The 16,476-nt window shown below is 38.3% G+C and carries 15 protein-coding genes; 7 read left to right on the forward strand and 8 right to left on the reverse strand.

Annotated features, from left to right (window positions below):
- Positions 1-31: 31 nt before the first annotated feature.
- Positions 32-3,571 carry a chromosome segregation protein SMC gene (gene smc / locus JN11_RS18710; protein WP_144915016.1) on the reverse strand — a complete coding sequence of 1,180 codons (3,540 nt, stop codon included), beginning with the start codon at positions 3,569-3,571 and terminating at the stop codon, positions 32-34.
- 213 nt (positions 3,572-3,784) lie between these two features.
- Between smc and JN11_RS18715 the strand changes: the two genes are divergently transcribed.
- The gene (locus JN11_RS18715) at positions 3,785-4,423 is read left to right on the forward strand and encodes an NAD(P)-dependent oxidoreductase (protein ID WP_144915017.1); all 639 of its coding nucleotides are present in this window, start codon (positions 3,785-3,787) and stop codon (positions 4,421-4,423) included.
- Between the two features lie 47 nt (positions 4,424-4,470).
- On the opposite strand, the gene JN11_RS18720 is transcribed toward JN11_RS18715, so the two are convergent.
- The 7 genes from JN11_RS18720 to JN11_RS18750 form a co-directional block, all read right to left on the reverse strand.
- Positions 4,471-5,256 (reverse strand): PhzF family phenazine biosynthesis protein, encoded by a 786-nt coding sequence (locus JN11_RS18720; protein WP_144915019.1) that lies wholly within the window; start codon positions 5,254-5,256, stop codon positions 4,471-4,473.
- A 57-nt stretch (positions 5,257-5,313) separates the two neighbouring features.
- Positions 5,314-6,684: a hypothetical protein gene (locus tag JN11_RS18725; protein WP_170227792.1), complete on the reverse strand. Its 1,371-nt coding sequence runs from the start codon at positions 6,682-6,684 to the stop codon at positions 5,314-5,316.
- A 77-nt stretch (positions 6,685-6,761) separates the two neighbouring features.
- Entirely contained in the window at positions 6,762-7,736 is a 975-nt protein-coding gene (locus tag JN11_RS18730) for a pepsin/retropepsin-like aspartic protease family protein (protein WP_144915022.1), read from the reverse strand.
- A gap of 138 nt (positions 7,737-7,874) precedes the next feature.
- On the reverse strand, positions 7,875-8,735 hold the full coding sequence (locus JN11_RS18735) for a sigma-70 family RNA polymerase sigma factor (RefSeq protein ID WP_094570678.1): 861 nt from the start codon (positions 8,733-8,735) through the stop codon (positions 7,875-7,877).
- Positions 8,736-8,894: 159 nt separating this feature from the next.
- Positions 8,895-9,734 (reverse strand): MBL fold metallo-hydrolase, encoded by an 840-nt coding sequence (locus JN11_RS18740; protein ID WP_144915024.1) that lies wholly within the window; start codon positions 9,732-9,734, stop codon positions 8,895-8,897.
- Between the two features lie 79 nt (positions 9,735-9,813).
- Positions 9,814-10,110, reverse strand: a complete 297-nt coding sequence (locus JN11_RS18745; protein WP_144915025.1) for an ATP-grasp domain-containing protein — start codon at positions 10,108-10,110, stop codon at positions 9,814-9,816.
- Positions 10,111-10,123: 13 nt separating this feature from the next.
- Positions 10,124-10,777, reverse strand: a complete 654-nt coding sequence (locus JN11_RS18750; RefSeq protein WP_144915027.1) for an ABC transporter ATP-binding protein — start codon at positions 10,775-10,777, stop codon at positions 10,124-10,126.
- A 155-nt stretch (positions 10,778-10,932) separates the two neighbouring features.
- On the opposite strand from JN11_RS18750, the gene sucC reads away from it, so the two are divergent.
- The 6 genes from sucC (at position 10,933) to JN11_RS18780 (ending at position 16,473) form a co-directional block, all read left to right on the forward strand.
- Positions 10,933-12,156: an ADP-forming succinate--CoA ligase subunit beta gene (sucC, locus tag JN11_RS18755; protein ID WP_262713294.1), complete on the forward strand. Its 1,224-nt coding sequence runs from the start codon at positions 10,933-10,935 to the stop codon at positions 12,154-12,156.
- A 99-nt stretch (positions 12,157-12,255) separates the two neighbouring features.
- Positions 12,256-12,459, forward strand: a complete 204-nt coding sequence (locus JN11_RS18760; protein WP_144915235.1) for a fructose-6-phosphate aldolase — start codon at positions 12,256-12,258, stop codon at positions 12,457-12,459.
- 132 nt (positions 12,460-12,591) lie between these two features.
- Positions 12,592-13,275, forward strand: a complete 684-nt coding sequence (locus JN11_RS18765) for a cell division ATP-binding protein FtsE (RefSeq protein WP_144915030.1) — start codon at positions 12,592-12,594, stop codon at positions 13,273-13,275.
- A gap of 256 nt (positions 13,276-13,531) precedes the next feature.
- Entirely contained in the window at positions 13,532-14,086 is a 555-nt protein-coding gene (locus JN11_RS18770; RefSeq protein WP_144915237.1) for a nucleotide exchange factor GrpE, read from the forward strand.
- Between the two features lie 150 nt (positions 14,087-14,236).
- Positions 14,237-15,403, forward strand: coding sequence for a molecular chaperone DnaJ (dnaJ, locus tag JN11_RS18775; RefSeq protein ID WP_144915032.1), 1,167 nt, complete (start codon positions 14,237-14,239; stop codon positions 15,401-15,403).
- Positions 15,404-15,480: 77 nt separating this feature from the next.
- Positions 15,481-16,473 carry an ABC transporter ATP-binding protein gene (locus JN11_RS18780; RefSeq protein ID WP_246139055.1) on the forward strand — a complete coding sequence of 331 codons (993 nt, stop codon included), beginning with the start codon at positions 15,481-15,483 and terminating at the stop codon, positions 16,471-16,473.
- Positions 16,474-16,476 lie beyond the last annotated feature (3 nt).

The following is a 16,476-nucleotide window of genomic DNA, read 5'->3' on the forward strand; positions in this document are numbered from 1 at the left end:
TTAGGCTTTTCTATTTCTAACAATCTATAGTTTAGTCAACCAGTTCCCTTAAATCAACCGGAACAACTCTCGATATACCTTGCTCAACCATGGTTACGCCATAAATAATATCGGTGCTGGCAATGGTTCTTTTATTGTGGGAGATAATAATGAACTGCGACTCTTTTGAAAACGCCCTGATAATATTATTGAATTTATCAATATTGGTGTCATCCAAAGGAGCATCAACCTCATCAAAAATACAGAAAGGGGCAGGTTTTAAAAGGTATAATGAAAACAGGATAGCCGTTGCTGTTAATGTTTTTTCACCACCTGAAAGCTGGTTGATGGATAGCGGCCGCTTACCTTTTGGTTTGGCAATGATATCAATATCTGATTCGAGCGGATGCTGAGGGTCAGTAAGAATCAAATCGCATGAATCCTCCTCATTAAACAATGAACGGAATACTTTTATAAAATTTTCCCTTACCAGCGTAAAAGAAGTCATGAACTTCTCACGTGCAGTGTCATCAATTTCCTGAATTGTTGCCAGTAAAGAAGCCTTAGCATCACTCAGATCTTTCTTTTGTGATTTGATGAAGGTACAACGTTCATCCATTTCGTTATAAGCTTCTACCGCCATTGGGTTAATGGCGCCAAATTCGTCTAACTGCTTTTTAAGTTTCTCTGTTTTATCGCGTATATCATGCTCATTTTCGCCTTCGGCCATTTCAGTTTCCGGCAGGTCCTGAATATCAATATTAAATTCAACTGATAGCCTTTCTTTCAGGGCATTTAACTCCAGCTTCAGATTTGTTCTTTCATCTTTCAGCGCATTTTCTATGGTTTCGGCATTGTCCTTTTTACGGCGCAATACGGTTACTTCGTTTTCTGACTCTGATATTTTACCCCGCCACTCATAATATTCCTGTTCTGCCTGCTGGGTTGCTTTTTCCAATGCATCCTTTTGCTCGTACATTTCCAACAAATCATCATCAGAATTATCTGCCTGTTGCAAATTTTCCTGTATGGCTACTTTTACCTTTTCAAGTTCAAGGTTATTCTGTGTTATCCTTCCTTCAAGACTCTCCTGTTGAGTTTGCCTGTAATCCAAATCCTTCACCAGCCCCGATACTTTATTCTGCTGCTGATGGAACCGGATATTCTCCTGGTTATACGCATTGGATTGAACGGACACATATTCATTCAGCTCATTAAAGGCAAACTGCTTTTCTGCCAGTAAGTCGATTTGAATTTGCTTTTGCTCTTTCAGCTCTTCCAATTGTGGCAATAGTGCTTGCTTTTCTTCTGTAATGCTTTCAATTTTGCGGGCTATATCTTCTTTACGGTTAAGACTATTTTCGATAAAGGTTTGATACTGCTCCTGCCTTGTTTTAACGGTAATGAGCTCCGTATTTAATAAGTTAAGCTCCTGCTGCTTTTGCTTTATTTCGGCAGCCTTACCTGATGCTTTTAATGCTACAAGTTTATTTTGCAAGGCTTCAAAACGGGTTTTAAAATCATTAACCTCTAAATCTATCAGCTTAATAACCTTTAAAAGATTCTCCAGATTCTTGGCCCGTCCTATCCTTTTACCTTCAAAAAGACCAACAGAGCCACCGGCCATGGTATATTTTGATTTATTAAACTTACCACTCTTGCCAATTAATACTACGCCATTGGTTAATTCTATATTATTAAGAGCCTGTTCACTGTTATCGTCAATCAGGTAAACATTGTTAAGCAGATAGCTGCATAAGTACTGATACCGTTTATCAACCTCAACCACGTTTAAAGCTGGGATAGCACCTTCAACATCTATTTTGCTTGCTTCAGGCTGATCTTTATAACTATTTAAAACAAAGAACTGAGCCCTACCCTGTGCCGCTTTACTTAATAAATTAATGGCCTTAATGGCTTCATCATAACTATCAACTACATAGTGGTTCATTAACGGCTCCAGGTAGTTTTCTATGGCAACACGATACTCCTCGCGGCAAAATAAAATATCACTAAAAAGTGGAGCATTTTTTGACCATTCGGTATTCTTTTTCAAAAAGCGGATTGATTCTGGAAAGCCTTCCAGGTTATCAACCATGCTTTTGGTTAAATTATATTCGTTCTGCTTGGCATCAAGCTTACGACCTTCGCGTATAATTCCCTCCTGTACGGTGTTAAGCTCAGCCTCGGTAGCTTTTATATCTTCCTGTAATTTATTTTCAAAATCAACTATCTCCTGAAAATCTTTTTCTGCTAGTTCAACCCTATCCTGCAAACCATAAACTGCTTCGTTAAAATGTGAAAGCTCTGCTTCTTTATTAGTAGCATCTTCCATATTACGCTGACTTTCCTGCTCTAGCGCCTGCTGTTGTATTTGCAGAATATCTAAATCCTTTTCCGCTTTATAAGCCTGATTTTGCAAACGGGTATTGATATTTGCCAACTCATTCAGCTCATTACGCGCTGCTGACTGCTGTTCCCTTAGTTCATCAACAGCTTCTTTTAAATCAGCAACTTTTAACCTTACTGTTTCAAAGTTTTCATCTTCCTGGGCTTTTTCTTCCGAAAGGCGTTTAATATTGTACAGTACATGGTTCAGCTGGGTTTTATCGCGATCAAGTTCTTCTGTTAAGCGAGATTCTTTGTCCTGCTGAAACTTTAGCTGTTCATTTTTTATCTTTTTTTCACTCTCATAAGCCCGTATTTTTGACACGTACTCATTGGTAGCTTTTTGTTGGGTTGATAAGTTTTTTTCCTTGGTTAAACTATCGAGTTTATGTTGCTGTAAAACAGCTTCCAAACTATCAATCTGGGTAACAATACCCGATTTTTCTTCCTTATGCCTTTGTTCCTGTTCTTCAATTTTAGCAAGAGATTCACTGAAAGATGCTATCCTGAATGAGGCCAGCATAACACTGAGTGCTTTATACTGATCTTTAAGCCTGTAATAACGTTCTGTTTTTTTGGCCTGATTCTCCAATGTCTTCAGGTTCTTTTCTATCTCAAAAAGCAAATCCTCTACCCTTTCCAAATCAGCTTCTGTATCCTTTAGCTTATTGAAGGTTTGCTTTTTGCGAAGTTTATATTTTGAGATACCTGATGCTTCTTCAAACAAATTACGGCGCGAACCTTCTTTATTGGTAATGATTTCATCAATCATCTTTAACTCAATAATAGAATAAGAATCGGCACCAATACCCGTATCTAAAAAAAGATCAGTAATATCTTTTAGCCTGCATTGCACATCGTTTAAGCGATACTCGCTTTCACCCGAACGGTACAGCCTGCGTGTTAATGTTACCTGGGTGAAATCAGTAGGTAAAACATTTTTTGTATTATCAAATGTGAGCGATACTTCGGCCAGGTTAGCGGCTTTACGGCTTTTGGTACCGTTAAATATCACATTATCCATTTTTTCAGAGCGGAGCGTACGGGTGCTTTGTTCACCCAGCACCCAACGGATAGAATCAACTACATTTGATTTACCACACCCATTTGGCCCCACAATAGCTGTAACACCTTCATTAAAGTTAATGGTAATTTTATCGCCAAAGCTTTTAAAGCCCTTGATTTCTAATCGTGTAAGCTGCATTTATAGTATCCTGTTCCTGAAAAATTCGAACCTTCAAAGTAATCATAAAAAAATCAATTTTCTATGTTTTTTTTAGCTCATTGAAAGCCTGATATTAAAGCTTGGCAATAGCTCTTTTTAATGATTAATTTTACATTCCTGATTGATCTGAGAAGGCTGATCAATAACCTTCATTTATCAAAACAATTATACCCTTTATAACATTTATACATTATGAAAATAGCAGTATTTGGTGCTAGTGGCCGTATTGGCAGCCGCATAGTTACAGAAGCCTTAAACCGGGGTCACAATGTTACCGCAATAGTACGCCACCCCGAAGATTATAAAAACGAAAGATCGCATTTAAGAGTTGCTAAAGGCGATCTGTTTAATACCCAGGACGTTGAAGCGGCAGCATTTGACCATGATGCCGTAGTTTGTGCATACAATTATACCAATGGAGCAACACCCTCATCAATTGTTGAAATTGCAACTCCCCTGCTAAATGGGTTAAAACAAGCTCATGTAAAGCGCCTTATTATAGTTGGCGGAGCAGGCAGTTTGGAGGTTTCTCCCGGCTTGCAATTGGTTGATACGCCTAATTTCCCTGTGGAGTATAAACCCGCCGCCCTTGCACACCGTGAAGCATTAAAGGTATATAAGCAGGAAAAACAAATAGAGTGGACGTATGTAAGCCCTGCTGCAGAAATTGCACCTGAAGAACGAAGAGGAAGTTTTCGTACAGGTACAAACCAACTGATCAAGGATGAAAACGGCCGTAGTTTTATTTCAATGGAAGATTTTGCAGTAGCGATTATTGATGAAATAATGAACCCACAGCATATCAGAGAAAGGTTTACAGTAGGGTATTGATTGTACGGTAAAAGGTGATTCTATTGTTCGCCTTTTACCGTATTTTCTCAAAAAAATATTCCGCCTTTTAAATAGGTTACGGCCTTACCACTCATTAGCACTCTGTCGCCCTTTAGTTCACACCAGAGTTCACCTTTTCGGGCGGATAATTGGTAAGCGTGCAATTGCGTTTTATTCAGTTTTTCGGCCCAATATGGTATCAGGTTACAATGTGCTGAACCGGTAACAGGATCCTCGGGTATCCCCGCACCGGGCGCAAAAAATCTGGATACAAAATCAACTTTCTTTCCGTGTGCGGTAACAATTACCCCAACCGTATCCATTTTTGATAAAGCAAAAAAATCGGGGGCTATATCTTTAATATCATCCTCTGATTCATAAACCAGGAAATAATCCCTCGATCTTAAAACTTCTACAGGCTGTTTTTCACTCAATGCTTCAATTAATCCTACAGGCGGATCAATATGAATGGGAGGTCTTGACGGAAAATCCATCGTGTATTTATCACCATCCTTTTTAACCGTTAGTATACCAGCTTTTATCGTTTCAAAATGAATTTCAGCGTCTTTATGGCCTAATTCGGTAAACAGGATATGCGCCGAAGCCAATGTAGCATGGCCACACAGATCAATTTCATACTCGGGGGTGAACCAACGTAGCTTATATCCGTTTTCATTTTTAACAAAAAAAGCAGTTTCAGCAAGATTATTTTCAATTGCTATCTTTTGCATTGTTTCATCAGGGAGCCATTTTTCCAAAGGACAAATAGCGGCAGGGTTACCACCAAAAAGCTTATCAGTAAAGGCATCAGCCTGATATATAGGAATAGTCATAAATTCAATATCACTTAATTATGAATGCTAATTTACTTTTTTATTAAATATCCACAACTATTCAATCCATAAAACGGAATTACCCGTATTAAATTCATTTTGTTCCCAAAATTTATTTCCCGGGTCAAGGATCCATCTATCGTCAACTATAAATTTGTACAGATACTTTCCAGGCTTAAGGTTAAAACCAATTATCCAATCATCACCTTTGCGGGCCATGGTATAACCATGCGGTTCCCAATTATTAAAGGAGCCATGTATGGTAACTTTTTTAGCGCTGCTAAATCCTTTCAAAATAAAGTAATGCGTGGGTTTCAATGCTAAAAACGATTTAAACTCGCCTTTTTCAAACAACGTAAATGGATTCTGAGGATCAACCATTGATATTCCATCAACGATAAACCTATAGCTATAATTTCCGGCAGGAAACGTTTCCGGAAGGATCCATCTATTTGCAACCCGCTGCATCTGCAACGTATTTTCGTCCCAATTATTAAAATTGCCGGATATCGTTACATTTTTCGCACTTGAATATCCATCAAGCTTAAAAGTCACCATTTCGCCAATATTTAATACTGAACTTAAATTACCTCCAATATTGTTTTCTTTATGCGGGTTTAAAGGATCAGTTATCCGCTGGTCATCAACCATAAAACAATATAAATGTTTTCCCTCGCTCAGGTACATCTGTAGCTGCCAGATATTATCCTTTTTCCCTAGTGATAATTCATCGGTATTCCAGTTATTAAATTCGCCTGCCACAGTTATCTTGTGCGCTAAGGAGTATCCTGATAATTTAAACGTATAATTATATTTATAATAAACCGAGTTTACATTACCGGCTCCATCATTAGTTTGAATCAAATTATCCGGATCTGTAGTCCACCTGCCATCTGTTATAAATTTATATTCACAAGCCCCAGCCTCCAGTTTAACATCCAGCAGCCAACCTCCATCGGCTTTTTTCATCAGTCCTTTTAAGGTGCTCCAATTATTGAAATTGCCTGATAAAAAAACTCTTTTTGAGCGTTCATACCCCGGCAAAATAAAGCGGGTTAAACCGGACGCCAGTTCATAAACAGTAATTTTGGCAAATTTATTTATACCATAATTTACAAGGGGTGATTTTTTTGATTTGCCATTAATATCTGGTATTTGAGTAGTAACAAGATATGGCGTACGCTGAGAGTTATTGCTCAACACAATCAACGGCCTGTTAAACTTTACAATATTATCTTGTTTGGCTTCAAAAACCCAGCCTTCATTCTTAAAAAAACCAAAATCGCCTTTTATTATGTTATCCGTGTTTGCTTCACGAATGCCTGCAATCTTAAGAATACTATCCAACTGTATTTTAGACGACCTCAGGTCAATCTGTATAATCAGCCGATCTTCTTCTATAATAAGGGCATTGTGCCCTTGTGCCATTATGACATTTATATTATTAGAAAACCATACCGTTATAACAGCTATAAGTACCTTACACCTCATTTTTGTAATGGAGTTTACTGATTAGTGTAAATGTACATTTCAAATTCTTTTTTCACGAAATTGATCGTAAAAATACCCCTTGAAAAAAAATCGTTTCCTAAAACACCGTCTACTCTATATCCATAACACTCCCCTATTTTTTCCAGGCTGGTAATTAAAACCTGATTTTTCATAAAGGTTTGCTCCCCGATCGTTAACTGATCAAAACAGGCATAAATTACTTCAAAACTAAAACCACCAATGCATGTTAGTTTAGAACGCCCCATTACATGCATTGACGACATGATATTTTTTGTTTTTTGATAATCCAACAAATTGGTTTCAGCAGCAGTATCAAAAGCGAACCAAAAAACATTATTATTTACGCTGCCTTTAAAAAACATGATATCATCCAGATATTTAAAAGGGCTTATCAGAAACGGATTATGATAAAAAAGTTCAGATTCAGGGATATTACCATCCTTACCAAGCTTTTGAATATAAAGTACATTACGGAAAAGATCAACCGTTAAAGCAAATTTTGAAAACAAACGAGTACCTAATAATCCTAGTATTTTTATGTGCCTACCATTTTCAATGGACGATAAATTGGTAACCTGTGCTGTTAACCTATTATATTTAAGATCAAGAATTGAAAAGTCACGAACAATGGTAGCATAGGAGCCCGACGATACACCAGTAGCTCCGACAACTTCATCATTACCCATATTAGGATAATTTCTAAAATAGGTTTCATTAAGGATAAGATAAGGTGCACCTGTATCCAGTACAAAGTTTCCTTCAAGCGTGTCAACAGTAGCTTCAACTATTATCAGGTTTCCAACTCTTTTTATAGGAACAATAAGTGTTTTAAAATCTGCTGTGGGTATTACATCAGGATCAGCAAATAAACTCTTAAAAGTAACATTACCTAATGTTAATTTACTTTTGCCAGCCGCAAAGCTATAGCATAACATAAAAGTGATTATCAATAGACAGATTTTGCTCATTGGGTATATTGTTAAACAATAGACTTACTTATAAGCAAAGAGGTTGCAGCATTTTTAAAAAAATAGGTATAACAAAAAGGCTTGAGAACTTTTAATAAGTTATCAAGCCTTTATTTTTAATACCAAAATGGAATTATATTATCCTAAATAGGATTTAAGAATTTTGCTTCTTGAAGTATGACGCAGGCGTTGTAATGCCTTGTCTTTAATCTGCCTAACACGCTCACGTGTTAAATTAAATTTTTCACCAATTTCTTCAAGTGAAAGTGGGTGATTAGTACCTAAACCGAAAAACAATACAATAATTTCGCGCTCACGCTCAGTTAGTGTTGAAAGAGAACGTTTTATTTCTTCTGATAATGACTCATTGATCAGTATCGAGTCAGTATTAGGTTCTTGATTTTCTAATACATCAAGCAAAGTATTTTCTTCACCCTGTACAAACGGAGCATCCATTGATACATGACGGCCTGAGTTACTCAGCGTATCCGAAATTTTATCAACGGTAGTTTCCAGCATATCAGCCAGCTCTTCAGGTGATGGCTCACGCTCATATTCCTGTTCAAGCTTTGAAAATGCTTTACTAATTTTACTTAATGAGCCTACCTGGTTCAATGGTAAACGCACAATACGTGATTGTTCAGCAATAGCTTGTAATATTGACTGACGGATCCACCAAACGGCGTATGATATAAATTTAAATCCTTTGGTTTCATCAAAGCGTTTAGCTGCCTTAATTAAACCCAGATTACCTTCATTAATTAAATCACCAAGTGTTAGGCCCTGGTTTTGATATTGTTTAGCAACTGAAACCACGAAACGAAGGTTTGTCTTTGTTAAACGTTCTAATGCAGCCTGATCGCCCTCTCTTATCTTTTGCGCTAATATTACTTCTTCTTCGGCTGTTATCAGATCAACTTTACCAATCTCGTGAAGATATTTATCAAGCGATTGTGATTCGCGATTGGTAATGGATTGAGTTATTTTGAGTTGTCTCATTTATTTAAATTACCTCGATTCTTCTTTTAGAATAGAACGTGCAAAGGTAAGAAATTGTTATGACATATTTTAACTAAAATTTATATAAAAAAAAGAGTGTTATTTTATTGATTTTATGCAATTTATTGCACGGTTTTTGTGGTTTAAATTAAATCAATATTAAAGCTCTTTTAAGCTAAAAGTTTCAGCTAATCTTATACCTTTTTCTGTTTTTTGCAAAGTACAGCATTCGTTTACCGGATCGTGCTCCAAAAATAAAACGTACTCTTCTTCAACAGCTTCAGTCAGAAATTGTTTTTTTTCAGTTAAAGTTTTAAGTGGGAACATATCATAAGCCATAACATAAGGGAGCGGAATATGCCCTGTTGATGGCAGCAAATCAGCCATATACAAAATACTTTTATCCTTATAGTTAATCAAGGGCAGCATCATGGCATCAGTATGCCCATAAACAAAACGGACATGTACATTTTCGCTAAACTTAACCCCATCTTCGGCAGAAACAAACTGCAATTGTCCGCTTTCCTGAATGGGTAAAATATTCTCTTTTAAAAACGAGGCTTTCTCCCGCTCATTCGGATTTACCGCCCAATCCCAATGCTGCGGGTTACTCCAGTAGGTGGCATTTTTAAATGCAGGCAATAACCTTTCACCATCTTTCACCACAGCTCCCCCCACGTGATCAAAATGCAGGTGTGTTAAAAACACATCCGTGATATCATCTTTATGCAATCCCAGTTTAGCCAGCGAAGCATCGATTGTGGCGTCACCATGCAAATAATAGTGACTAAAAAACTTTTGATCTTGTTTATTACCAATACCTGTATCAACCAAAATCAATCTGCCTTCATCTTCAATCAGCAGACAGCGCATGGCCCAAGTGCATAAATTATTTTCATCAGCCGGGTTTGTTTTATTCCAGATAGTTTTGGGCACAACGCCAAACATAGCGCCACCATCTAACTTAAAAAATCCGGTATCTATTGTATGTAAATTCATCTTCCACTTGTTTGATAAACAGTAAACAACATCTTACCGTTATATAATTTATCAATTGTATTAAAACTGTTTATAGCTTTTAACCACGAACAATCACAATTCCAAACTCCACAAATAGAGTTGCAGCCTCGGCAAGGCTTTCAAACTCCTCATCGCGTAAAGCATAAACTTTACTGATTCCCTTATCCAGACATAAAGTCAGCATTTCATGCGCATAAGCTATTGACGATGGTTTGGGCAGCCTGATCATGTCATTGCTATTTAACATAATTGCCGGAAGTTCCAGATAATCGCCCAAAATAACATCTGGCTGATTTAACTCATTTTTAAGCCGGTAAGCATTTGAAGATGTAGCCGATGTTATAAGTGTGTACATGGATATTTCTTAATTATAAGTCTATCAAACCATCTTTCATAGAAACGGTACGGTCGGACAGATCGGCCAGATCTTGATTATGGGTTACAATTACAAAGGTTTGGTTAAACTCATTTCGGAGTTTAATAAATAATTGGTGCAACTCCAATGAATTGGCCGAATCCAGGTTACCTGATGGTTCATCGGCAAATATGAGCGACGGATTATTGATCAGCGCCCTGGCTACGGCCACCCTTTGTTGTTCACCACCTGAAAGTTCATTTGGCTTATGATTTAACCTGTCGCCAAGTCCTAATAATTGTAACAATTCAGTTGCTCTCTTCTCCGCATCCTTACGTGATGTACCCGCAATAAATGCCGGAATACATACATTTTCAATAGCATCAAATTCGCCCAGTAAATGATGAAACTGAAAGATGAAACCAATGCGTTGATTTCTGAAATTGCTTAAAGTTTTATTATTTAAGCCGCTAACTTCTACATTATTTATAAACAGCTTTCCTGAATCAGGTCTGTCTAAAGTGCCTAATATATTAAGCAGGGTACTTTTTCCGGCGCCTGATGCGCCAACGATGGTAACAATTTCGCCTTTTTCAACTTCAAGATCAACGCCTTTCAGTATTTCAAGTTTTCCGTATGCTTTGTGAATATTATGGGCTTTGAGCATACAGCAAATGTAGATTTTTTGTCCGAAAGTGCGAAGCGCGCAAAAGTCATTACTATTTGATATTTATTGAACGATGTAAACAATTGAAATCTATTTCAACACAACGTAATAAATTTCTTTCGGGCTTGCATACTTGATGACTTTCGGACTTATTTATTAGCTTTACGGCAAATTCTTCAAAAGACATGAATATTCACGAATATCAAGGTAAAGCTATATTAAAAAGCTTTGGCGTAAGGGTTCAGGAAGGTATTGTAGCCGATACCGTTGAACAAGCTGTAGAAGCTGCTCAAAAAATGAAAGAAGATTATGGATCGAGCTGGGTAGTTATAAAGGCCCAAATCCATGCTGGTGGCCGTGGTAAAGGCGGCGGTGTTAAATTAGCAAAGAACCTTGATGAGGTGAAGGAAAGAGCCGGAGCCATCCTGGGAATGCAGTTGGTTACCCCACAAACCGGCCCCGAAGGTAAATTAGTACGCAAGGTTTTAGTAGCACAGGATGTTTACTATCCGGGCGAAAGCGAAACAAAAGAATTTTATATCAGCGTTTTACTTGACCGTGCAAAAGGCCGCAACATTATCATGTATTCAACCGAAGGTGGTATGGATATAGAAGAAGTTGCACACTCAACCCCTGAGTTGATACACAAAGAAGAAATTGACCCTAAAGTTGGTTTACAAGGTTTCCAGGCGCGTAAAATCGCCTTCAATCTTGGTCTTTCAGGTGATGCATTTAAGGATATGGTGAAATTTATCACAGCCTTATATAAAGCTTACGATGCAACCGATTCTTCACAATTTGAAATTAACCCGGTTTTAAAAACATCTGACAATAAAATACTGGCTGTTGATGCTAAGGTAAACCTGGATGATAACGCTTTATACCGTCATCCTGATTTTGCTGCATTGCGCGACACCAATGAAGAAGACCCGATGGAAGTTGAAGCCAGCAAATCAAACCTTAACTATGTAAAGCTTGACGGTAACGTTGGCTGTATGGTTAATGGTGCAGGTTTAGCTATGGCTACAATGGATATTATTAAAATTGCCGGTGGTGAGCCTGCTAACTTTTTGGACGTAGGCGGTACTGCTAATGCACAAACAGTAAAAGCGGCTTTTAACATCATCTTAAAAGATCCGCATGTTAAAGCCATCCTAATTAACATTTTTGGTGGTATTGTTCGTTGCGACCGTGTGGCCCAGGGTGTAATTGATGCTTATCATGAAATAGGCAATATCCCAGTACCAATTATCGTTCGCTTACAAGGAACAAATGCTGTTGAAGCAAAAGAATTAATTGATAACTCTGGTTTAAAAGTATTCTCGGCTATACTGCTTAAAGAAGCTGCAGCAAGAGTGAAAGAAGTATTGGCGCTGTAAGAAATAAGTCCATGGTCGATAGTCCATGGACCATAGTTATTCCTGTAATTATTTACAAATACTGACTATGGACTATCGGCCATGGACTATGGACTAAAAATGTATATTATAAAAGTAAAAGGCGTTGCCAAAATACCTGATTACGTACAGCTTAGGGATGATAAGTTTACTCTGCTTGCTTATTTCAGGGTGGATAGGCCCGAAAAATCCTTAGATAAGGCGGGCTTGCACGACAAAACTGAGTACATAATGAATATTATAAAAGATCTGCCTTTTGGGCAGATCTTAAAATTAGAGCTTTGACTATGTTCATTAGTTCAGTTGTTCATTAGTTCATTGGGGTTAACGGATATTTATTATCGCCTATCCTTCTCAACCACACATTACCAATGAACTAATGAAGCGGTGAACCAATGAACTAATTAACCAAAAAACATGATCGGTAATTCCATAATAAAGTTAAATAACGTTGATATTTTTCAACAGACTCACCTGGTACTATCAAACGTTAACCTGCATATTGACAAAGGCGACTTTGTTTGGTTGATAGGTCAAACAGGATCGGGCAAGAGTAGTTTGCTTAAAGTTATGTATGGCGATTTGACCATTAATACCGGCAATGGTCATGCTTGCGGTTATGACCTGAACCATATTAAATCAAAAGACATTCCTTTTTTACGTCGTAAACTGGGTATTGTTTTTCAGGACTTTCAGTTGCTTACAGACCGATCTGTGGAGGAGAACCTGCGATTTGTAATGCGTGCCACCGGCTGGACAGATAAAAAACTAATTGCCGACAAAGCACTTGACGTATTGGAGAAAGTAGGCCTGCGTTCTAAACTTAAAAAAATGCCACATGAACTTTCAGGTGGGGAGCAACAACGTGTGGTTATTGCCCGCGCACTACTGAACGATCCAGAAATTATTTTGGCAGATGAACCCACAGGTAACCTTGACCCGGATACTTCTGAAGAGATTGTATTACTGCTTAAGCAGATCAGCCAATCAGGCACTGCCGTATTGATTGCTACTCACGATTATCACATTATCCGTACTTTTCCCTCACGCATTATTAAATGTGAAAACAGTAAGGTATTGGAGGATGCGAAGATTGCTTAGGTAGTTGGCAGTTTTGAGTTCGCAGTTTCCGAATAATTGAACTAACAAGTGCAAACTGATAATTGTAAACTGCAAACTATTTCTTAATCTGTTAAACACAAACTGACAAAGCATACTTTTCCTCATCTGCATACTGACAACTGCATACTGCAAACTGCTAACAAATCAGTTCCAAACAAATATTACTGCCACCTTGTCGGCTTTATAGCAATGGCAAGATACTTGATTGGCACTATCAGCTATGAATTTTAACGATATGTTAAAGAAAAAAAAGAAAGAAGACATGGAAACCCCAGAAGGTTTGAACGAAATAATTAATGAAAACGAACAAACTGATGCGCAGGCTGCAGAAAATGCGCCTTCGGCAGTTGATGTATTGAAAGAAGAAGTATCTGCAGCTAACGACAAATACTTGCGTTTATATGCTGAATTCGATAACTTTAGAAGACGTACCGTTAAAGAACGCGAAGAAGCCCGTAAAATGGAAGGCAAAGATGTAATTGCTGCCCTACTACCTGTTCTGGATGATTTTGAACGTGCCTTACGGTCAATGGAAGGTGCAAGTGATGTAACTCCGGTTAGGGAAGGTGTTATACTTGTTCAAAACAAACTAAAAAGCATATTAACACAAAAAGGATTAAAAGAGATGGAATCTATTGGAAGTCCATTTGACCCTGAATTACAAGAAGCTATCACCAATATTCCCGCTCCAACAGATGAGTGGAAAGGAAAAGTGATTGATGAAATGGAGAAAGGATATTTTCTTAATGATAAAGTGATCCGTTTCGCAAAAGTAATCGTAGGGGCATAAGTTGATGTCGGATTTCGGATGTTTCATTTCGGAATTATCTTAAATCTATCATTAAATATTGTTCTCCCATAATTAAAAATAAGTATTGAAAGGATCCGAAATCGGCTAAATCTGAAATCGAACATCCTAACTCCGAAATAAATAAAAGACATGGCTAAAAGAGATTACTACGATGTGCTTGGCATAGCGAAAGGTGCAGATGCTGACGAGATAAAGAAAGCATATCGTAAAATGGCTATTAAATATCACCCGGACAAGAATGAAGGTGACAAAGCTGCCGAAGATAAGTTTAAGGAAGCAGCCGAAGCATACGAAGTATTAAGTAATCCGGAGAAACGTCAGCGGTATGACCAGTTTGGGCATGCGGCTAACGCACAGTCTGCCAATGGCGGCGGATACGGTGGTGCCGGCGGCATGAACATGGATGATATTTTCAGCCAGTTCGGTGATATTTTTGGCGGTGGCAGTCCGTTCGAAGGCTTTTTTGGCGGTGGCAGACAAGGCGGCGGTGCTGGCCGTCGTGTAGCGCGTGGCAGCAACCTGCGCATCAAAGTAAGGTTAACATTGGAAGAAATTGCCAATGGCACTGAAAAGAAAATAAAAGTAAACAAGCAGATTGTTTGTAAAACCTGCGATGGCACAGGTGCAAAAGATAAGGCATCGTTCCAAACCTGTAAAACATGCGGTGGCTCAGGCGCTGTGCGCAGGGTAACCAATACCATTTTGGGCCAGATGCAAACTACCAGCACTTGTCCTACCTGTAATGGTGAAGGCTCAACCATCCTGTCAAAATGTACTGTTTGTCATGGTGATGGTGTGGTACGTGGCGAAGAAACCATCAGCATTAATATCCCTGCAGGGGTAAGCGAAGGCATGCAGCTAAGCATGAGCGGAAAAGGCAATGCAGCGCCACGTGGCGGCATGCCGGGTGATTTGATCATCCTGATTGAGGAAATCCCTCACGAAACTTTAAAACGCGACGGCAACAATGTTATCTATGATCTGCACATCACCTTTATTGATGCGGCCTTAGGCACCAGTGTTGAAGTACCAACTATTGATGGAAAAGTTAAAATTAAAATAGATCCCGGAACTCAGGGCGGCAAAATATTAAGATTAAAGAGCAAAGGTGTGCCCGAAGTAAATTCATATCATCGCGGCGACCAATTAGTGCACATCAACATCTGGACACCGAAAGCCCTAAGCCGTGAAGAGCGTGAACTACTGGAGAAATTGCAAAACTCACCAAACTTCAAACCCAATCCGGGCAAAAACGAAAAAAGTTTCTTTGAGCGGATGAAGGAATATTTTGAGTAGTTTTTAACGTGCAAAAATATAATCAAAGGCCTGAGATCATTAAGATTTCAGGCCTTTTTTATTTACAATCGCATCCAATGTTCAGCATTCCACCTAAATATGTAACTTTATTGCACCCATCGTATCTAACACAAAAAATCTTAACTATTAATTCTTTATCTATGTTAAGCATCCGCAACATTGTTAAACAATATGCCGGGCACACGGCTTTAAACGATGTAAGTCTGGAAGTAAAAAGCGGGCAGGTATTTGGTCTGTTAGGGCCAAATGGAGCCGGTAAAACTTCGCTTATACGTATCATCAATCAAATTACAGCGCCTGACTCGGGTGAGGTTTATTTTAATGGCGAGAAGCTCAATCAATCACACATTGACCGGATTGGTTATTTACCTGAAGAACGTGGTTTATATAAAAAAATGGAGATCGGCGAACAGATGATCTACCTTGCCCGCTTAAAAGGTTTGAGTCGCGATGAAGCCATCAAACGATTAAAACTCTGGTTCGATAAGCTTGGTATGGAAACCTGGTGGAAGATGAAGATTGAGGAGCTATCAAAAGGAATGCAGCAGAAAGCCCAATTTGTGGCTACAGTATTACATGAGCCCGATCTGATCATCCTGGATGAACCATTTAGCGGCTTCGATCCTGTTAATGCCGAAGTGATAAAAGAAGAGATATTGGAGCTGAATAAAAAAGGTGCTACCATCCTGTTCTCCACCCACCGCATGGAATCGGTTGAAGAACTTTGTGATGCAATTGCTTTACTCCACCAATCAAAAAAAATATTGGATGGCCCCATAAGGGATATTAAAAACACCTACCGCAACAACATTTATATTGTAGAATATTCAGGCGAAAAAATCGGATTTAATGGATCACAGCCTTTTGAATTGATTGATGAAAAAGAAGGATATGATAATAGCCACGCCATTAAACTAAAGCTAAAAGAAGGTAATACATCAAACGATGTGTTGCAATACCTGCTCCCTAAAACACGCATCAATATGCTGCAAGAAGTTATACCCAGCATGAACGAAATATTTATTGAAAAAGTAAGCCTAATCCCGTAAGCC

The organism is Mucilaginibacter frigoritolerans, assembly GCF_007830615.1.
Classification (GTDB): Bacteria; Bacteroidota; Bacteroidia; order Sphingobacteriales; family Sphingobacteriaceae; genus Mucilaginibacter; species Mucilaginibacter frigoritolerans.

Bases quoted from the DNA above. Each gene is read 5' to 3' on its own strand.
- JN11_RS18780 (WP_246139055.1), top strand. From the start codon at position 15,481: ATGTTCAGCATTCCACCTAAATATGTAACTTTATTGCACCCATCGTAT.
- JN11_RS18770 (WP_144915237.1), top strand. From the start codon at position 13,532: ATGTTAAAGAAAAAAAAGAAAGAAGACATGGAAACCCCAGAAGGTTTG.
- JN11_RS18730 (WP_144915022.1), bottom strand. From the start codon at position 7,736: ATGAGCAAAATCTGTCTATTGATAATCACTTTTATGTTATGCTATAGC.
- dnaJ (WP_144915032.1), top strand. From the start codon at position 14,237: ATGGCTAAAAGAGATTACTACGATGTGCTTGGCATAGCGAAAGGTGCA.
- JN11_RS18750 (WP_144915027.1), bottom strand. From the start codon at position 10,777: ATGCTCAAAGCCCATAATATTCACAAAGCATACGGAAAACTTGAAATA.
- smc (WP_144915016.1), bottom strand. From the start codon at position 3,571: ATGCAGCTTACACGATTAGAAATCAAGGGCTTTAAAAGCTTTGGCGAT.
- JN11_RS18745 (WP_144915025.1), bottom strand. From the start codon at position 10,110: ATGTACACACTTATAACATCGGCTACATCTTCAAATGCTTACCGGCTT.
- JN11_RS18725 (WP_170227792.1), bottom strand. From the start codon at position 6,684: ATGGCACAAGGGCACAATGCCCTTATTATAGAAGAAGATCGGCTGATT.
- JN11_RS18765 (WP_144915030.1), top strand. From the start codon at position 12,592: ATGATCGGTAATTCCATAATAAAGTTAAATAACGTTGATATTTTTCAA.
- JN11_RS18720 (WP_144915019.1), bottom strand. From the start codon at position 5,256: ATGACTATTCCTATATATCAGGCTGATGCCTTTACTGATAAGCTTTTT.
- JN11_RS18735 (WP_094570678.1), bottom strand. From the start codon at position 8,735: ATGAGACAACTCAAAATAACTCAATCCATTACCAATCGCGAATCACAA.
- JN11_RS18740 (WP_144915024.1), bottom strand. From the start codon at position 9,734: ATGAATTTACATACAATAGATACCGGATTTTTTAAGTTAGATGGTGGC.
- JN11_RS18715 (WP_144915017.1), top strand. From the start codon at position 3,785: ATGAAAATAGCAGTATTTGGTGCTAGTGGCCGTATTGGCAGCCGCATA.
- JN11_RS18760 (WP_144915235.1), top strand. From the start codon at position 12,256: ATGTATATTATAAAAGTAAAAGGCGTTGCCAAAATACCTGATTACGTA.